The following is a 15,447-nucleotide window of genomic DNA, read 5'->3' as shown; positions in this document are numbered from 1 at the left end:
TCAAGGTACGACCCGGCCCGGCAAAAGTCAACGCGCGTTGAATAACGTCCCCGGTAGCCTCGGAGCCGTGACGAAGAAGCGGCTGGTGCTCTGGGACATCGACCACACGCTCGTGGACTTCTCCGAACTGGGCGCGGCCTGGTACGGGACCGCGTTCACCGCCGCGACCGGGGCGACCCTGCGCGTGCGCCCGGTGTTCGGCGGCCGCACGGAACGCGCGACGACGACCGACCTGCTCACCGCGAACGGCTTCGAGGCCTCGGAAGAGACGATCCAGGCGCTGTTCAAAGCACTGGTGGCGGAGTCGGAACGCCACCGGCACACCTTCGCGGAGACGGCCCGCCCGCTGCCGGGCGCGGCCGAGGCGCTGACCGCGTTCGCCGCCGGCGGGGACGTCGTGCAGACGCTCGTCACCGGCAACCTGCCGGAGATCTCGCGCCACAAGCTCGTCCCCTTCGGCCTGGACGAGCACCTCGACCTGGAGATCGGCGGCTACGGGACGCTGTCGGTGCACCGCCCGGACCTCGTCCCGCACGCGGTGGGGCTGGCGGCGGCCAAGCACGGCACCGAATTCGGCGCCGACGCGGTGGTCGTCATCGGCGACACGCCGAACGACGTCCGGGCCGCGGTCGACAACGGCGCGATCTCCGTCGCCGTGGCCACCGGGCACTATTCCGCCGGGGAACTGCGGGCGGAGGGCGCGCACACCGTGCTGCCCGACCTGACCGACACCGACGCGGTCCGGCGCGCGGTCCTCGGCTGAGCCGCAACCGCCGAAAGGCCGCCCGGGCCGGGTTTCCGGCCTGCCTGCGCGCGCAGGCATCCGATGTGCCGATCGGAGCAATCTGTGTGGTCCGCGTTAGAACGTTCGAGTGGTCCGGATCTTTCGCGCTCGCGACCCGGTGATCGTTGGTCATAAATTCGCAAGGTCTGGCGACATCGTGTCGCCGGGGGGTGGGCCACCGGTCCCGAGGGGAGATTCACCTTACTATGCAACGGAAATCGTTGCGGCACTTTGTGCTGCGCACAATCACGTTCGTTTCCGCGGGGGCGCTGATCGCCGCCGTTCCGGCGACCGCGTCGGCCGCCCCGCGCTCCGGCCAGGACGGCGTGCCGCTGCCGGTGTCGTGGACGCCGCCGGCGCAGGTGAACCGCACGCCGACCGGTGTCCTGGCCGACCAGGTACCGGTGAGACCGGCGCCGAGATCGGGTGCGTCCGTCCAGTCGCTGGTGTGCGACACGACTCAGTCGGGCACCCAGCCGTGGTTCGCGATGGACCGGTACGCGATCTCGGACCGCACGGAGTTGCTGGTCAACCGCTACAGCGGCAATGCGGTCATCACCGACCGGGCGCTGACGGTCAAGGGCACCGGCCTGAACATGTCGGTCGACGCCGTCTACAACAGCGCCAACCTCACCCGCGGCGGAGCATTCGGGACGTTCTGGACGGTGTCCGGCGGCCCGGACGTGAAGCTCGTGATCTACCCCGACCCCGACCGGCGGATCGTGCTCTACGACCCGACCGGGTATTGCGCGGAGTTCACCAAGAACGACGACGGCAGCTACGCCACGCCGTCCGGTATGCACGCCACGTTGACCAAGCTGCCGGACGGCAAGTACGCGCTCTCGCAGGACAGCTCGGGCGAAACGAAGCTGTTCACCGGTGACGGGCGGTTGTTCTCGCAGGCCGACCGCAACGGGCACACGATCACCTACCGCTACAACGCTTCCGACGGCACCCTCGCCTCGATCACCGACACTCAGGGCCGGGTCACGACCACCACGTACGGCAACAGCCGCATCACCGCGGTGACCGATCCGGCGGGGGTGACGGCCGGCGCCTACGGCTACGACGGCAACGGGCACCTCACGAAGATCACCAACCGCAACGGCGACAGCATGAACTTCGGGCTGGACGCCAACGGCCGGATCACGACGCTGACCACCACGCTGGGGCGGTCCTACACGCTGTCCTACGACGCCGGTGGCCGCGTGACCCAGGTGACCGAGCCGAATTACGGCGGCGTCGCCAGTGTCACCGGGTACGCCTACGGCTCCGGCACGACGACGGTCACCGACCCCAACGGGCACAAGAGCACCTACACCTTCGACGACGGCGGGCGGCAGACCAAGGCCACCGACGCGCTCGGGCACTCCCGGAACCAGGGCTGGTCGGCGCACGGTGACGTGAACTCGCTGACGGATGCGACCGGCAACTCGGTCACCTACGACTACGACCCGCTCAATAACCTCAAGGGCGGCAAGCTCCCCACCGGCGCGACGATGAGCGCCGGCTACACCGACACCGCCCACCCGCACCTGCCCACGCAGGTCGCGGACTTCTCCGGCAACAAGGTGAACAGCACCTACGACAAGGCCGGCAACGTCACCAAGGTGCATTCCGACGCGCTCAACGCCGACGTCGCGAGCTACGAGTACAGCACCGGCCTGGTGACGAAATCGACCGACGGCAACGGGCACGCCACCACCTACGGCTACGACACCGCCGGGAACCTCACCACGGTGACCCCGCCGCTGCCGCTCAAGCCCACCACCTACACCTACGACTCGCTCTCCCGCGTCACCAGCGTGACCGACGGCAACGGCGTCAAGCTGGTCTACGGCTACGACAAGCTCGACCACGTCGTCTCCGTCGCCAAAGCCGACGGCACCGGGCTGGCCGCCTACACCTACGACCAGACCGGAAACCGCACCGTCGCCACCACCGCCGGGGCCACGCTCACCAACAGCTACGAACGACGCCTGCTCACCCGGGTCGTGCGCACCGCCGGCACCGGCTCGCAGACGGCGACCTACCACTACGACCAGGCCGGGAACGTCACCGCGGTCGACGACCCGACCGGCTGGATCTACTACGGCTACGACGCCGCCGACCGGCTGACCTCGGTCAAGGACCAGGCGAACACGACCACCACCTACGGCTACGACAACTCCGACCACCGCACCTCGGCCACCCTGCCCGGTGGCAGCACCGAAACGATCGGGGTCGACAAGTCCGGCCGGCAGACCGGGATCACGGTCAAGAACTCCGCGGGCTCGACGCTGCTGTCGACCAGCTACCGCTACACCAAGCCCGACGGCACCGACACCGGCCAGGTGCAGTCCCGCACCGACTCCACCGGCACCGCCGACAACACCTACGACGGCTTCGGCCGCCTCACCAAGGCCGGCGGCCGCACCTACGCCTACGACAACGCCGGCAACATCACCGCAGGCGACGGCCGGACCTACACCGTCAACGACGCCGACCAGATGACCAAGATCGACACCATCACGGCCGGCTACGACGGCGCCGGCAACCTCACCACCACCAACCCCGGCGGCGACGCGCACTACAGCGACACCAACCAGCTGACCTCGGTCACGTCCAGCTCGGGCACGCTGTTCAGCGGGTCTTACGACACCCTCGACCAGACGCAGGCCGCTTCGATCACCGAGCGGGTCGGGTCGGGCGACGTCACGCACGTTTTCACCCGCACCGCACTGGGTATTTCGCGGACCGTGGACAACGGCGCCGCGACCACCTACGCCCACGACGTCGACGGCAACCTGACCGGGTTGGTCGACGCGGCGGGCAAGCACCACAACGCCATCACCGACTACCAGGGCAGCGTCCTCGCCCTGGTTGACGACACCGGCGTGGTGACCGCCACCTACACCTACACGCCGTATGGGTTCAACACCGGCATCACCGGCCCGGCGGGCTCGGCCAACCGGCTGCGGTGGCTGGGCAGCTACCAGCTCGCCAGCAGCGAATACTTGACCGGTTACCGCCACTACAACCCCGCTTACGCCCGCTTCACCCAGCCCGACCCCACCGGCCAGGAAAACAACGCCTACGCCTACGGCAAGGGCGACCCGATCAACCACAGTGACCCCAACGGCGACTACGGCTTCGCCGACCTCGGCCAGGACATCGGCAGCTACGCCGGAGGAGCTATGGGAGTCGCGCTCGGGGCTGCGATCTGCGCCGGCACCGCGGGAGCCGGTTGCCTGATCGGCGCCGTCAGTGCCGGTGTGATCTTCGGGGGCGTCGGCGGCGGTGCCGGCGCTTTGATCGGAGGAGGCGACTCGGGCAAGGTTCGTGACGGTTTCATCAGTGGCGCAATCGGCGGCGGCTTGGGTGCCCTTGGCGGCGGGGGGTGGAAGCTCCTGAAGAGGTTCATCAGTCGCTGATGAAGTGGAGCCTGCTGGCCCGCCTACCTGCGGGCCAGCAGGTGGTTGTATTAAGGAGCGTTGTGGCAAAAAGTCCCGAAATTACCGCCAAGCAGAAACGTGTCTTGTGGCACTCTCTCCTGGTCTTCGCAATTGCGGTCGCCATGATGTTCTTTGTCATCAGAACACCAACGAACTGGATTGCGGTCGTCATTCTGGCGGCGCTCGGGTTCGTCGCGACCGGCCTGCTGCTTCGTGTTGCACTACGCCCGCCGTACAACTGACAACAGGAAGTAGGCAGGCAGGAACCGCATCGATGGAAGGCACCGTGAGCAAGAACAAGAAGAACTGGATGATCGCCGTCCTCTTGATCCTGGTGGCGGCAGTCGGCTTCTCCTACACCCTCTCGGATCCTCCGATGTGGTGGGTCGGCATCCTGGCCGCGGTGATCGGGCTTGCCCTCATGGTGCTGATGGGATGGATAGCCGTCCGCCCCGGGAAATAGCCTGAGGCCGGCCGAGGTGGGTGGAGCTCGGGTCCGAGTCCCACCCACCTCGGCCACGGTCAGGACCAACCGGCCGGTGACCAGGCACATCCTCCTCGAGAGGGGGACATCCCTCAGCCGAAAGGACGACACCCCTAGGGGAAATCTCGTCCCCCTGCCCGATGTCCGCGGCGACGGGGACTCGACAGACTCTTCCCCATGACTGACGCAGGGGCGGCGCTGCCCGCCGAAGGGGGTCGCATCCGGAGCACGGTTGCGGTGCTGAGACAGCGGCTGCCGTTCACCAGCAATGTCACGCTCGCGATGCTGGTGCTGGCCGTCGCGACCGGGGCACTGTGGAACGCCGCCGAAGACCGTGCGGCCTACCCGTTCGTCGCCTACGGGCTGCCGTCGCTGGAGGCGGGCCGGTGGTGGACGATGCTCACCGGGCCGTTCTTCGCCGTCATCCCGTGGTACTACCTTCCGATGGTCGGCAGCTTCGCGCTCTTCGCCGGCTTCGCCGAGTGGAAGCTGGGGACGCGGCGCACGATGGCCGTGACCATCGGCGGCCAGCTGGTCTCGGTGCTCGTCGCGACCCAGTTCCTCGCGCTGTCCCGCAACTCCGGCTGGCTGTGGGCCGAGCGGGTCGCGGGCAGCCTCGACGTCGGGTTCTCCGGCGGCGCACTCGCCGCGGTGGCGATCGCCAGCGCGACGCTGCGGCCGCCGTGGGCCCTGCGGCTGCGGGCCGGCCTGTGCGTGTACGCCGGGGTCGCGATCGTCTACGTCGGCACGCTGGCCGACCTCGTGCACTTCTTCGCGCTGCTGCTGGCGCTCCCGCTCGGCAAGCGCCTGGTGGGCTCGCGGCAGGCGGGCGAGGTGGCGACGCCGAACCTGCGGGAGTGGCGGGTGCTGGCCGTGGCCGGCCTGCTGCTGCTCACCATCGCCGAGATCGTCATGTTCCTGGTGCCCGGCGACGGCCCGTTCGGCTCGGACGACGGCGTTTCGCTGTCGGCACCGGAGCTCGGCGTGCTGGTCCTGCTGGTGGTGCCGATGCTCAACGGGCTGCGCAAGGGCAGCCGCGTCGCGTGGCGCTGGGCCGTCGCGCTCTCGGCGTTCGTGACGCTGCAAGGGCTCGCCGTCGCGACGCTCCTCGGGGTGGCCGACATCTTCGGCGGCGACTACGACACCGCGGGCCTGCCGCTGTTCTTCGTGGACAATCTCTTGTGGACGGTCGAGCTGGGCGTCCTGATCGCCGCGCGGCACGCCTTCCGGGTGCCTTCGCGACGCCGGCTGCGGCGCCACGCGCAGGGCCCGGGACCGGCGCTGGCCCGCACCCTGCTGGGGCACCACGGCGGCAGCACGCTGTCGTGGATGACGACGTGGCCGCGCAACACCTACTTCGTCCGCGCGGACGGCCGCTCGTACCTCGCCTACCGCCGTCACGCGGGGGTCGCGGTCGCGCTCGGCGACCCGATCGCGCCGGACGGCACGGCGGCCGCCACGGTCACCGAGTTCGCCGCGATGTGCGAGAACTCCGGGCTGGTGCCGTGCGTGTTCTCGGCGACGGAAGCCACCGTCGCGGCGACGCGCGAGCTGGGCTGGCAGCACGTCCAGGTGGCCGAGGACAACGTGCTCGACCTCGACGGCCTCGAGTTCCGCGGCAAGGCCTGGCAAGACGTCCGCTCGGCGCTGAACAAGGCGGCCAAGCAGGAGATCGAGTTCCGGCTGGTCCGCCTGGCCGATCAGCCCGAGCCGATCCTGGCCCAGGTCCGGGCGCTGTCGGAGGAGTGGATGTCCGGCAAGGCCATGCCGGAGATGGGCTTCACCCTCGGCGGCCTCGACGAGGCGATGGACCCGGCCACCCGGGTCGGGCTGGCGGTCGACGCGGAGGGCACGGTCCACGGCGTCACGTCGTGGCTGCCGGTCCACACGGGCGCCGGCAAGATCGGCGGCTGGACGCTGGACGTCATGCGCCGCAGCGCCCACGGCTTCCGCCCGGTGATGGAGTTCCTCATCGCCTCGGCCTGTCTGGCCTTCCGCGACGAAGGCGCGCGGTTCGTCTCGCTCTCGGGGGCGCCGCTGGCCCGCAGCAGCTCCGGGCCGGCGCGTCCGGTGGACCGGGCGCTGGAGTCGCTGGGCCGGGTGATGGAGCCGTACTACGGATTCCGTTCCCTGCACGCGTTCAAGGCGAAGTTCCAGCCGCGGCACGTCCCGCTGTACCTGGCGTTCCGCGACGAAGCCGATCTGCCGCGCGTCGGGCTGGCGCTGAGCCGGGCCTACCTGCCGGACGTCCGCCTGCGGCAGCTGGCGAAGCTGGTCAGTAGCTCTCGGGCACGCTGATCCGCTGCGGGAACCGGATCTTCCGCCTGGTCACGACGTTCTGGTCCTTCGGGATCAGCCGTCCGTCGGTCAGGCGGAGCCAGTGGCCGTTGCGCGAGTCGGTGAAGGCGAGCATCACTCCCGGGGTCAGGTTCGGGCGCTGCCATTCCTCGCGGATCGGCATCCGCCACTTCCCGGGCGGCAGGATGGCGTAGAGGTACTCGTCGTCCTCGATGTCCGGCCCGCGGTGCAGCGTGGAGCCGGTCATCGGCAGGTGGTGCACGAGGTCGAACGAGACCACGACGTGGTTGACCGCTTCGGCGTTCGCGTTGGAGACGACCATGTAGCCGTGGACGCCGGTGTACTCGATCCACGCGGTCACCTTCGCGGCCTGCTCCTGCCGCTCGCGCAGGTCGCGTTCCCGCCGGTCAGCCTGCGCGAGCCGGCCGTCGCGGATGGCGATCCACAACGCCACCACGACGGCGCCGATCGTGCCGATGCCCCCGACCCACTGCCCGGAGGCACCCCACCAGTTCGGATCGCGCGGCTTGACGAGCCAGATCCAGGCCTTGGCCAGCAACGGCCCGAACAGCAGCAGCACCCCGGAAACGGCCAGCACCCCGAACGCGACGGCCCGGACGCGGCCGAGCCGTCTCGCCTCATCCCCGCTCATGCCCCGCAGCCTGCCGAATCCCGGCGCTCGGCGGAAGGCGTCCTGGCTAGCGGTACGTGGTCGGCGGCGGCGTTGTCGTCCTGCGGTCGGCTGCCGGGACGAACCGGTAACTCCGCACGATCCGTTCCAGGTCCTGCCGCGAGGAAGGCCCCGACCGGTCGCTGTCCGCGTACGCCACCACCACGCCGGACGTCCCCGAATCCCCGCCGAACGCCAGCGCCGCCACCAGCGCGTGCCGGGTCGCGCACTCCCCCGTCTGCGCCGGGGTCACCGAAGCGACCACGACCCGGGCGGGGACCGCCGTGCCGTCGGCTCGGGAAACCTGCGCGTCCGCCCCCGGGTCCACTTGGGGCGCCGCGCCGTACGCGGCCGTCGCGAGGTCCGTGGCGGCCTTGCGCGCCGCCGCGTCGACGTCGGCCAGGGGTTCCGTGGTGACGCCCGCGCCACCCAGCGTCGCCTGGCCGCATTTGCCCAGGAACGCGCTCGTGATGAGCCTGACCCCGGCCCAGCCGTGCTGGGTACCGGGTGCCGGCTGCCAGTCCGGTGGGACGTCGTAGGCGTACGAGCCGTCACGACCCGCCACGGACTGCCAGCCCGCGACCACGGCCGGGACCGCAGCGCGCGGCGAAGGCGTCGCTACCAGCGGCGCAGGCGGCGGCGAGGACGACGCCGGGTGCTGCTTGCCGACGCCCAGCGCGTTCAGCACGCCGGCCACCAGGGCGATGAACGCCAGCCCGAACCACGGCGCCCGCCGCCACTTCAGCGGCTTCGGCCGCGGGCGGATCCGCTTCGGCTGCGCGCGCGGCGCGTCCGCGGGTTCGTAACCGCCGAACCCGCGAAGCGCCGCGTTGTCCTCGTAGCCCGGCCCGTCTTCGGGCCGCCGCGAGAACCGCCCCATCAGGAACGGACGAGCTTGACCAAGTGCTCGACGACGGCCTCGACCGCGATCTCCTCGCGTTCGCCCGAACGCCGGTCCTTGACCTCGACGACGCCGTTGGCCAGCCCGCGCCCGACGACCAGGATGGTCGGCACGCCGACCAGCTCGGCGTCCGCGAACTTGACACCGGGAGTCGCCTTGCGGTCGTCGAGGATGACCTCGACCCCGGCCGCGTCCAGCTCGGCGGCGATCTTCTCGGCGCCGGCCGCGATCGTCTCGTCCTTGCCCGCGATGACGATGTGCACGTCGAACGGCGAGGCCACCCGCGGCCAGATCAGGCCGAGGTCGTCGTGGTTCTGCTCGGCGAGCACGCCGACCAGCCGCGAGACGCCGACGCCGTAGGAACCCATGGTGATCCGGATCGGCTTCGAGTCGGGGCCGAGCGCGTCGACCTCGAAGGCGTCGGTGTACTTGCGGCCGAGCTGGAAGATGTGCCCGATCTCGATGCCGCGCGCGGCGACCAGGGTGCCGTGGCCGTCCGGCGACGCGTCGCCCTCGCGGACCTCGGCGGCCTCGATCGTGCCGTCCGGGGTGAAGTCGCGCCCGGCCAGCAGGTCGACGACGTGGTGGTCGACCTTGTCGGCCCCGGTGACCCAGGCGGTGCCGGGGACGATCCGCGGGTCGGCGAGGTAGCGCACGCCGTTGTCCTGCAGCGCCTTCGGGCCGATGTAGCCCTTGACGAGGAACGGGTTCTTCGCGAAGTCGGCCTCGTCGAGCAGCGCGACCTCGGCCGGCTCCAGCGACGCTTCGAGGCGCTTCATGTCCACTTCGCGGTCGCCCGGGACGGCGACGCAGACGAGCTCCCACTCGGCCGAGCCCGGCTGACGCGTCTTGAGCATGACGTTCTTCAGCGTGTCCGCGGCGGTGAAGGTGCGGCCCAGGCCGGCGTCGTTGAGGAAGTTGACCAGCGACTCGATGGTCGGCGTGTTCGGCGTGTGGTGCACCTGCGCCTCGGGGCGGCCCTCGATGGGCTGCGCGGCGGGCGCAGGCGTGACGACGGCTTCGACGTTCGCCGCATAACCGGACTCGGTGCTGCGGACGTAGGTGTCCTCACCCGTCTCGGCGACGGCGAGGAACTCCTCGGACGCCGAGCCGCCCATGGCGCCCGACGTCGCCTTCACGACGACGTACTCGAGGCCGAGCCGGTCGAACAGCTTCACGTAGGCGTCGCGGTGGGCCTGGTAGGAGCGCGCGAGACCCTCGTCGTCGAGGTCGAAGGAGTAGGAGTCCTTCATGACGAACTCGCGGCCGCGCAGGATGCCGGCCCGGGGGCGGGCTTCGTCGCGGTACTTCGTCTGGATCTGGTAGAGCGTGACGGGGTAGTCGCGGTACGAGCTGTACTCGCCCTTGACGGTGAGGGCGAAGAGCTCCTCGTGCGTCGGGCCGAGGAGGTAGTCGGCGCCCTTGCGGTCCTTGAGGCGGAAGAGGCCGTCGCCGTACTCGGTCCAGCGGCCGGTGGTCTCGTAGGGCTCCCTCGGCAGCAGCGCGGGGAACTGGATCTCCTGCGCGCCCATGGCGTTCATTTCCTCGCGCACGACGGCCTCGATGCGGCGCAGCACGCGCAGGCCGAGGGGCAGCCAGGAGTACCCGCCCGGGGCGACCCGGCGGACGTAGCCGGCGCGTACCAGGAGCCGGTGGCTCGGTACCTCGGCGTCCGCCGGATCCTCGCGCAACGTGCGAAGGAACAACGACGAAGTCCTGGTGATCACTGGGGGGCTCCCTGCTCCGGGCGGGTGTGAAAGTCCCGCTCAGGGTAGTCAACCACCCGGCCGTGACTCCAACGGGTTATTCGGCGGCCCGTTTTTGTCGGTGGTGGCCGCTAGCTTCGAGGGCATGGCGATCCACATGGGCATGATCACGATCGACTGCGCGGAGCCCCGGCGGCTGGCGGAGTTCTGGACGGCGGCGCTGGGCACGCAGGTGGCGCAGGACTACGGCGAATTCGTGGTGCTGGCCCCACCGCCGGGAGGCGGGCTGGCGGTGGGGCTGCAGCGGGTGCCGGAGGCCCGGGCGGGCAAGAACCGGGTGCACGTGGATTTCGGAGGTGACGACCGTGCGGCCGAGGTGGAGCGGCTGGTCGGGCTGGGCGCGAAGGAGGTGGCGGAGCACGAGGTCCCGGGACTGGCGTGGACGGTGCTGGTCGATCCGGAGGGCAACGAGTTCTGCGTGTCGGAGAGGGTGAGCTGACCGGGGTGCACTGAGAGGAGCTACGCCGGGGACGGGCCGGTCCCCAAGCCGGGCGAGGGCGCCCGGGGCAGGCGAGCTGCCCAGCCGAGCGTGGTCGGTCGGGTCACACGGGCCGTCGGCGCAGGTAGGTCGCCCGGGCTCGAACGGGCCATCCAGCCCGAATCGGGCGCCCAGCCAAGCAGGCCACCCAGCCCCGGCGGCGGGAAGGGCACCACGCCCGGGCCCTCCTGCGCCGGCCGGAGCGGTCAGGTTCCGTCGCGCCCGGCCGGGACCGGCTCGGCGCGCGTCCGGTCGCCGGGGTCCGTCCACCACTCCGGGGTGTCCGGCACCCGCTGCCCGGACGGCAGCAGCCTGCGCGGCAGCACCGCCAACCCCACGAGCATCAGGAACCCGGCGACCACGTAGCTCTCCCCGAGCAGGTGCGTCCACCACGGCGCGCCCGGGCTTGCCGGGAACAGCTCGGCCGGGGCGAACACGGCCACCGCGCCGACGACGACCAGCGCCGGCACCGCCAGGCGCGGTGCCCGGCCCGCCCACACCGCCGTGACCAGGAGCAGCGGGGCGAACCACACCCAGTGGTGCGTCCACGACACCGGCGAAACGAGCGTGCCGAGCGCGGCCGTCGCCAGCCAGGCCGGCACGTCGCCGCCGTCGCGGCGGAAGCGGACGATGACCACCGCGGCGAGGGCGGCCGCCGTCGCCGCCAGTGCCGCCCAGAGCAGCATCGCGTCCGGCGGCGGGACCAGCCGGGCGGCGAAACCGCGCAACGACTGGTTCCCGGGCAGGGCCACGTTGCCGATCCGGGCCGGGTCCCACACCGCCCGCGTCCAGTAGAACGTCGATTCGTGCGGCGCGATCGCCCAGGCCAAGCCGGTGCAGGCGGCGAAGCCGGCGACGGCGACCAGCGCGGGGCGGACCTGCCTGCCGAGCAGGAAGAACAGCACGAACACCAGCGGCGTCAGCTTGATCGCGGCCGCGACGCCGACGAGCACGCCACGCGGCCAGCGGGGATTGCGGTGCAGGCAGTCGAGCGCGACCAGCCACAGCAGGAAGACGTTGACCTGGCCCCAGTAGAACGTGTGGATCAGCGGCTCGAGCTGCACCGCGCAGACGGTGCCGGCGGCGGCGATCAGGGGCCGGTGCGGCAACACCGGCCACGCCCGGGCCAGGACGAGCACGAGGATGTGGAACAGCGCCGCGACGCTGCCCGCGGTGAACACGAACGCGCCGAGCTGGTACCAGCCCAGCACCAGCCCGAACGGCAGCAGGGAAAACGGCGGATACGTGTAGGTCCCCGGGTGCGCCTCGCTCGAAAGCACGATGTTGTAGAAGTCTTTTCCGTCCAGCCACGCGAGCACGCCGGCGTGGTAGATCCGGGTGTCGGAAAGGGCGGCGAGCCCTTGGTCGACCGACAGCCCGATCCGGACCGCCGTCCCGGCGGCCAGTGCCACCAGCAGCCACGGAGCCACCCTGGCGAACAAGCGAAACTGAGAAACGGTCACAGGCCCTCCCGACCAACCGCCGACAACGCTGCGTGCGTGTCCGCGGACTCGCACGCACCCGATATCGTTCCGCGCCCCCGTCGCGTATCACCTTTTTCCGTTTCCGGCGGATACTCTGAAATCACCGGCGGTACGCCTCGAATTCATGCCGAATAAGGAAAGAATTGCACGGATTCGTCATCCACCGGCGCCAGGGTGAGGACCGCCTCCCCACGGGGCCGCGGCACCCGGGAGCGGGTAGAAAGGCGGCATGAGCGCTCGCGTACTGCTGCCGTGGACCGACATCGACGTGCCGGAAGGGCTCGGCGCCGCCTATTACGACGGCGGCGTCCCTCCGGCCGATCTCGGCGACGTCGAGTTCTACGTCCTGCCCTACGACCGCGGGCCGGAGCCGCCGAAGCTGATCAAGGAGCTGCCGTCGCTGCGGGTGGTGCAGTCGCTGTCGGCCGGGGTCGAGACGCTCGTGCCGCTGCTGCCCGAGGGCGTGCGCCTCGCGAACGGGCGTGGGCTGCACGACCTGAGCGTCGCCGAGCACGCCCTCGCGCTCATCCACGCGGCGCAGCGGGACCTGCCGCGCTGGTTCGCGCAGCAGACGCGCGGCGAGTGGAGCCGCGAACACACACGGTCACTGGCCGACAGCCGGGTGCTCCTCGTCGGGTACGGCTCGATCGGGCAGGCCGTCGAACGCCAGCTCGTCGCCGCCGAGGCCGTGGTGACGCGGGTGGCGAGCCGCCCCCGTCCCGACGAGGGTGTGCACGGCGTCGCCGAACTGCCCGCGCTGCTACCCGAGGCCGACATCGTCGTGCTGGTCCTGCCGGACACCCCCGCGACGCGCGGCCTCATCGGCCCCGCCGAGCTCGCCGCCCTCCCCGACGACGCCCTGGTGATCAACGTCGGCCGCGGCACGGCGATCGACACCGACGCACTCCTCGCCGAGACCCGCACCGGACGCCTCCGCGCCGGTCTCGACGTCGTCGACCCGGAACCGCTGCCCGCGGACCATCCACTGTGGACGGTGCCGGGGGTGGTCATCACGCCGCACATCGCGGGCGGGTCGGCGTCGTTCTACCCGCGCGCGAAGAAGCTCGCGGGCGAGCAGCTGCGGAGGTACGCGCAGGGTGAGGAGCTGCTCAACCTCGTAGTGCAGTGACGGCGGCGGCCCACGCGGCGCGCGAGACGGTCAGCTCGCCGTGCTCCCGGGCCTTCGTGTCCCGGATGCCGACCGAGCGGTCGAGCTTCACCTCGACGCAGTTGGACTGACCACCGCTGTAACTCGACTTGTGCCAGACCATGTTCTCCACGCCGAGGCCTCCCGGGCTATCGCGCGACCTCCCGAAGCATGGCTCGGGTGTCGTCTTCACTCAGTGCCTTGCCAGCCAGGATCTTAGCCTGTTTCCGGTAGCTGCCGACTACCTGATCTTCGTGCAGGAACGCGGTGGCATGCGAGTTCTCCAAGTGCACGATCGGCGACAAGCCAGCGAACTCGTACAGGATGAACGAGCCATTCATCCCTGGGTGATAGCCGATGTTCGCGGGCACGATCCGCAGCGAGATGTTCGGCCGCCCAGTCATCTTCAGCAGATGATCCATCTGGTCCGACATCACGTCGGCACTGCCGATTTCTTCGCGGATCGCGATTTCGCCCACCAAAGCGGTGAGCCGGACGGGATCCGGCCTCGTGAGAATCCCTTGCCGGTTCAACCGCGCGACCAGTCTGGTGTCGGCTTGCGGCAGCTCGATCTCCGAATTGGTCAGGATCGCCCGCGCGTAGTCCGGGGTCTGCAGGAGGCCCGGCACGATGGCGAGCTCCCAGTTCGTGATGCGGGTGGCGGTGCGCTCGTACTCCACGATCCCGCTCAGCGCGGGCGGCAGATCGGACGGGTTCGAGTCCAGCCAGTTGTCGTCGCGGGCGTGCCTGGCCAGGCGCATCATGCGGTCGTAGGTCACGTCGTCGACCCGCAGCGCGCCCAGCAACCGCGCCACGTCCTCCGGCTGCGGCACCCGCTGTCCCTTTTCCCACGCCGACAGCAACTGCGGCAGAATCCGGACCATCCGGGCGAGTTCGCGCAGTCCCTTTCCCCGCGCTACCCGCACTTCGCGCAGCGAAGCGGCCAATGCCCTCGAACCGGGCGAGGTGGAAGTCGGCTTCATGTCGTGATGGTACGAATGCCGTCCATTCCCCGATCGGCGGTGGGGCGTCCCGATTTCAGGACAGCACGTACACGTGCCATTCGTCGTCGACGCGATATCCGCACCGTTCGTAAACGCCCAGCGCGCGGTGCGCATTGTCGACGTCGACGTTGAGGGCGGACCGGTCGAATCCGGCGTCCTTCGCCGCCCGGAGCGTGTGGCCCAGCAACCCGGACGCGACGCCGCGGCCGCGCAGCGCCGCCCGGGTTCCCACCCAGGTGGCGTAGTGCTCGCGGATGCCCGTCGCCGCGGTTTCGGACGCGTAGTGGTGGCTCAGCACGAAGGCCAGCACCTTGTCGCCGTCGTCGCCGTCCAGGACGAGGAACGACAGGTCCGGGCGGAAGTCCTTCGAGCCGGTGACCAGGTGGCGCCAGGCGTCCGGCTCGTAGGCCGTGCTGCCCCAGTGGCCGGCAAAGGTGTCGTTGCGGGCGTCGAGCGCGGCGAGGTCGTGCTCGAAGGCGAACGGCACCGCCTCGAAACCGTCCGGCAGCGGCGGCTGCGGCGGCAGGTCGGCGAGGCCGACGCGCATGTTGACCATCGTCCGGCCGTGCGTGTAGCCCGCGCGGGTGAGGACCCCGGCGATCCAGCGCTCGTTCTGGTGACTGCCGTGGTGCAGTTCGAGGGGCGCGCCCGGGAAGGCGCGCTCGTGGACCTCGCGGCTCGTGCGCGCGAACCACTCGACCAGGTGAGTGCCGACGGCGTCGGTGCGGTGCTGCGGGTGCACGACCGACTGGAGCCGGATCATGTGCACGGGATCGGCGGCGTCACGGCGGCGGACCAGGCCGTAGCCCACGAGCCGGTCGCCCGCCCAGGCGCCGACGGTGGCGCGGAGCAGGTCGACGTTGGGCGCGTCCAGCTCGTCGCGGAGGTCGTCCGCGCTGAAGTGGTCACCCGTCCGGTCGATTTCCTCGGCCGCCGCGTACAGCCGGGCGAGGGCGGGAGCGTCGTCGAGGGTCAACGGGCGCCGGCTCAGGTCCAT

14 protein-coding genes are annotated in these 15,447 nt (G+C 70.6%); 7 read left to right on the top strand and 7 right to left on the bottom strand.

All coding sequences use genetic code 11. The features are described from left to right. Positions 1-67 precede the first annotated feature (67 nt). From ISP_RS11080 to ISP_RS11060, 5 genes are all read left to right on the top strand, one after another. Positions 68-763 (top strand): HAD family hydrolase, encoded by a 696-nt coding sequence (locus tag ISP_RS11080; protein ID WP_013223969.1) that lies wholly within the window; start codon positions 68-70, stop codon positions 761-763. A 254-nt stretch (positions 764-1,017) separates the two neighbouring features. After that, positions 1,018-4,197: an RHS repeat-associated core domain-containing protein gene (locus tag ISP_RS11075; protein WP_013223968.1), complete on the top strand. Its 3,180-nt coding sequence runs from the start codon at positions 1,018-1,020 to the stop codon at positions 4,195-4,197. Next, positions 4,197-4,460 (top strand): hypothetical protein, encoded by a 264-nt coding sequence (locus ISP_RS11070; RefSeq protein ID WP_014466757.1) that lies wholly within the window; start codon positions 4,197-4,199, stop codon positions 4,458-4,460. Before ISP_RS11075 ends, ISP_RS11070 begins: the two co-directional genes overlap by 1 nt. A 44-nt stretch (positions 4,461-4,504) precedes the next feature. Beyond that, a complete protein-coding gene (locus ISP_RS11065) occupies positions 4,505-4,681 on the top strand; it encodes a hypothetical protein (protein ID WP_230468758.1) in 177 nt (58 codons plus the stop codon). A 198-nt stretch (positions 4,682-4,879) separates the two neighbouring features. Beyond that, positions 4,880-7,000, top strand: a complete 2,121-nt coding sequence (locus ISP_RS11060; RefSeq protein WP_176742185.1) for a bifunctional lysylphosphatidylglycerol flippase/synthetase MprF — start codon at positions 4,880-4,882, stop codon at positions 6,998-7,000. On the opposite strand, the gene ISP_RS11055 is transcribed toward ISP_RS11060, so the two are convergent. Genes ISP_RS11055 through ISP_RS11045 form a run of 3 tightly spaced genes read right to left on the bottom strand, consistent with a single transcriptional unit; the run spans position 6,978 to position 10,298 of the window. Further along, positions 6,978-7,652 (bottom strand): hypothetical protein, encoded by a 675-nt coding sequence (locus ISP_RS11055; protein ID WP_013223965.1) that lies wholly within the window; start codon positions 7,650-7,652, stop codon positions 6,978-6,980. The genes ISP_RS11060 and ISP_RS11055 overlap by 23 nt on opposite strands. A 46-nt stretch (positions 7,653-7,698) precedes the next feature. Then, positions 7,699-8,550, bottom strand: a complete 852-nt coding sequence (locus tag ISP_RS11050; protein ID WP_013223964.1) for a hypothetical protein — start codon at positions 8,548-8,550, stop codon at positions 7,699-7,701. After that, positions 8,550-10,298: a proline--tRNA ligase gene (locus ISP_RS11045; protein WP_013223963.1), complete on the bottom strand. Its 1,749-nt coding sequence runs from the start codon at positions 10,296-10,298 to the stop codon at positions 8,550-8,552. Before ISP_RS11045 ends, ISP_RS11050 begins: the two co-directional genes overlap by 1 nt. A 124-nt stretch (positions 10,299-10,422) precedes the next feature. Here ISP_RS11045 and ISP_RS11040 point away from each other — a divergent pair, with 124 nt between their 5' ends. Further along, on the top strand, positions 10,423-10,776 hold the full coding sequence (locus tag ISP_RS11040; RefSeq protein WP_013223962.1) for a VOC family protein: 354 nt from the start codon (positions 10,423-10,425) through the stop codon (positions 10,774-10,776). Between the two features lie 245 nt (positions 10,777-11,021). On the opposite strand, the gene ISP_RS11035 is transcribed toward ISP_RS11040, so the two are convergent. Continuing rightward, positions 11,022-12,278, bottom strand: a complete 1,257-nt coding sequence (locus ISP_RS11035; protein ID WP_235204760.1) for a glycosyltransferase 87 family protein — start codon at positions 12,276-12,278, stop codon at positions 11,022-11,024. 250 nt (positions 12,279-12,528) lie between these two features. On the opposite strand from ISP_RS11035, the gene ISP_RS11030 reads away from it, so the two are divergent. After that, on the top strand, positions 12,529-13,428 hold the full coding sequence (locus ISP_RS11030; RefSeq protein WP_013223960.1) for a 2-hydroxyacid dehydrogenase: 900 nt from the start codon (positions 12,529-12,531) through the stop codon (positions 13,426-13,428). Here ISP_RS11030 and ISP_RS11025 read toward each other — a convergent pair. The 3 genes from ISP_RS11025 to ISP_RS11015 are packed head-to-tail and all read right to left on the bottom strand — an operon-like array spanning position 13,409 to position 15,447. Then, positions 13,409-13,570, bottom strand: a complete 162-nt coding sequence (locus tag ISP_RS11025; RefSeq protein WP_378251298.1) for a DUF397 domain-containing protein — start codon at positions 13,568-13,570, stop codon at positions 13,409-13,411. The two genes, ISP_RS11030 and ISP_RS11025, sit on opposite strands and share 20 nt — an antisense overlap. 25 nt (positions 13,571-13,595) lie before the next feature. Next, entirely contained in the window at positions 13,596-14,429 is an 834-nt protein-coding gene (locus ISP_RS11020; protein ID WP_071831648.1) for a helix-turn-helix domain-containing protein, read from the bottom strand. 55 nt (positions 14,430-14,484) lie between these two features. Further along, on the bottom strand, positions 14,485-15,447 hold the full coding sequence (locus tag ISP_RS11015; protein ID WP_013223957.1) for a GNAT family N-acetyltransferase: 963 nt from the start codon (positions 15,445-15,447) through the stop codon (positions 14,485-14,487).

It is taken from the genome of Amycolatopsis mediterranei, assembly GCF_026017845.1.
Taxonomy (GTDB): Bacteria; Actinomycetota; Actinomycetes; order Mycobacteriales; family Pseudonocardiaceae; genus Amycolatopsis; species Amycolatopsis mediterranei.
This window is presented reverse-complemented; position numbering and strand designations above follow the sequence as displayed.

What these genes read in the sequence shown, in the direction of transcription:
- ISP_RS11070 (WP_014466757.1), top strand. Translation starts at nt 4,197, where the DNA reads ATGAAGTGGAGCCTGCTGGCCCGCCTACCTGCGGGCCAGCAGGTGGTT.
- ISP_RS11060 (WP_176742185.1), top strand. Translation starts at nt 4,880, where the DNA reads ATGACTGACGCAGGGGCGGCGCTGCCCGCCGAAGGGGGTCGCATCCGG.
- ISP_RS11055 (WP_013223965.1), bottom strand. Translation starts at nt 7,652, where the DNA reads ATGAGCGGGGATGAGGCGAGACGGCTCGGCCGCGTCCGGGCCGTCGCG.
- ISP_RS11050 (WP_013223964.1), bottom strand. Translation starts at nt 8,550, where the DNA reads ATGGGGCGGTTCTCGCGGCGGCCCGAAGACGGGCCGGGCTACGAGGAC.
- ISP_RS11040 (WP_013223962.1), top strand. Translation starts at nt 10,423, where the DNA reads ATGGCGATCCACATGGGCATGATCACGATCGACTGCGCGGAGCCCCGG.
- ISP_RS11030 (WP_013223960.1), top strand. Translation starts at nt 12,529, where the DNA reads ATGAGCGCTCGCGTACTGCTGCCGTGGACCGACATCGACGTGCCGGAA.
- ISP_RS11025 (WP_378251298.1), bottom strand. Translation starts at nt 13,570, where the DNA reads ATGGTCTGGCACAAGTCGAGTTACAGCGGTGGTCAGTCCAACTGCGTC.
- ISP_RS11020 (WP_071831648.1), bottom strand. Translation starts at nt 14,429, where the DNA reads ATGAAGCCGACTTCCACCTCGCCCGGTTCGAGGGCATTGGCCGCTTCG.
- ISP_RS11015 (WP_013223957.1), bottom strand. Translation starts at nt 15,447, where the DNA reads ATGGACCTGAGCCGGCGCCCGTTGACCCTCGACGACGCTCCCGCCCTC.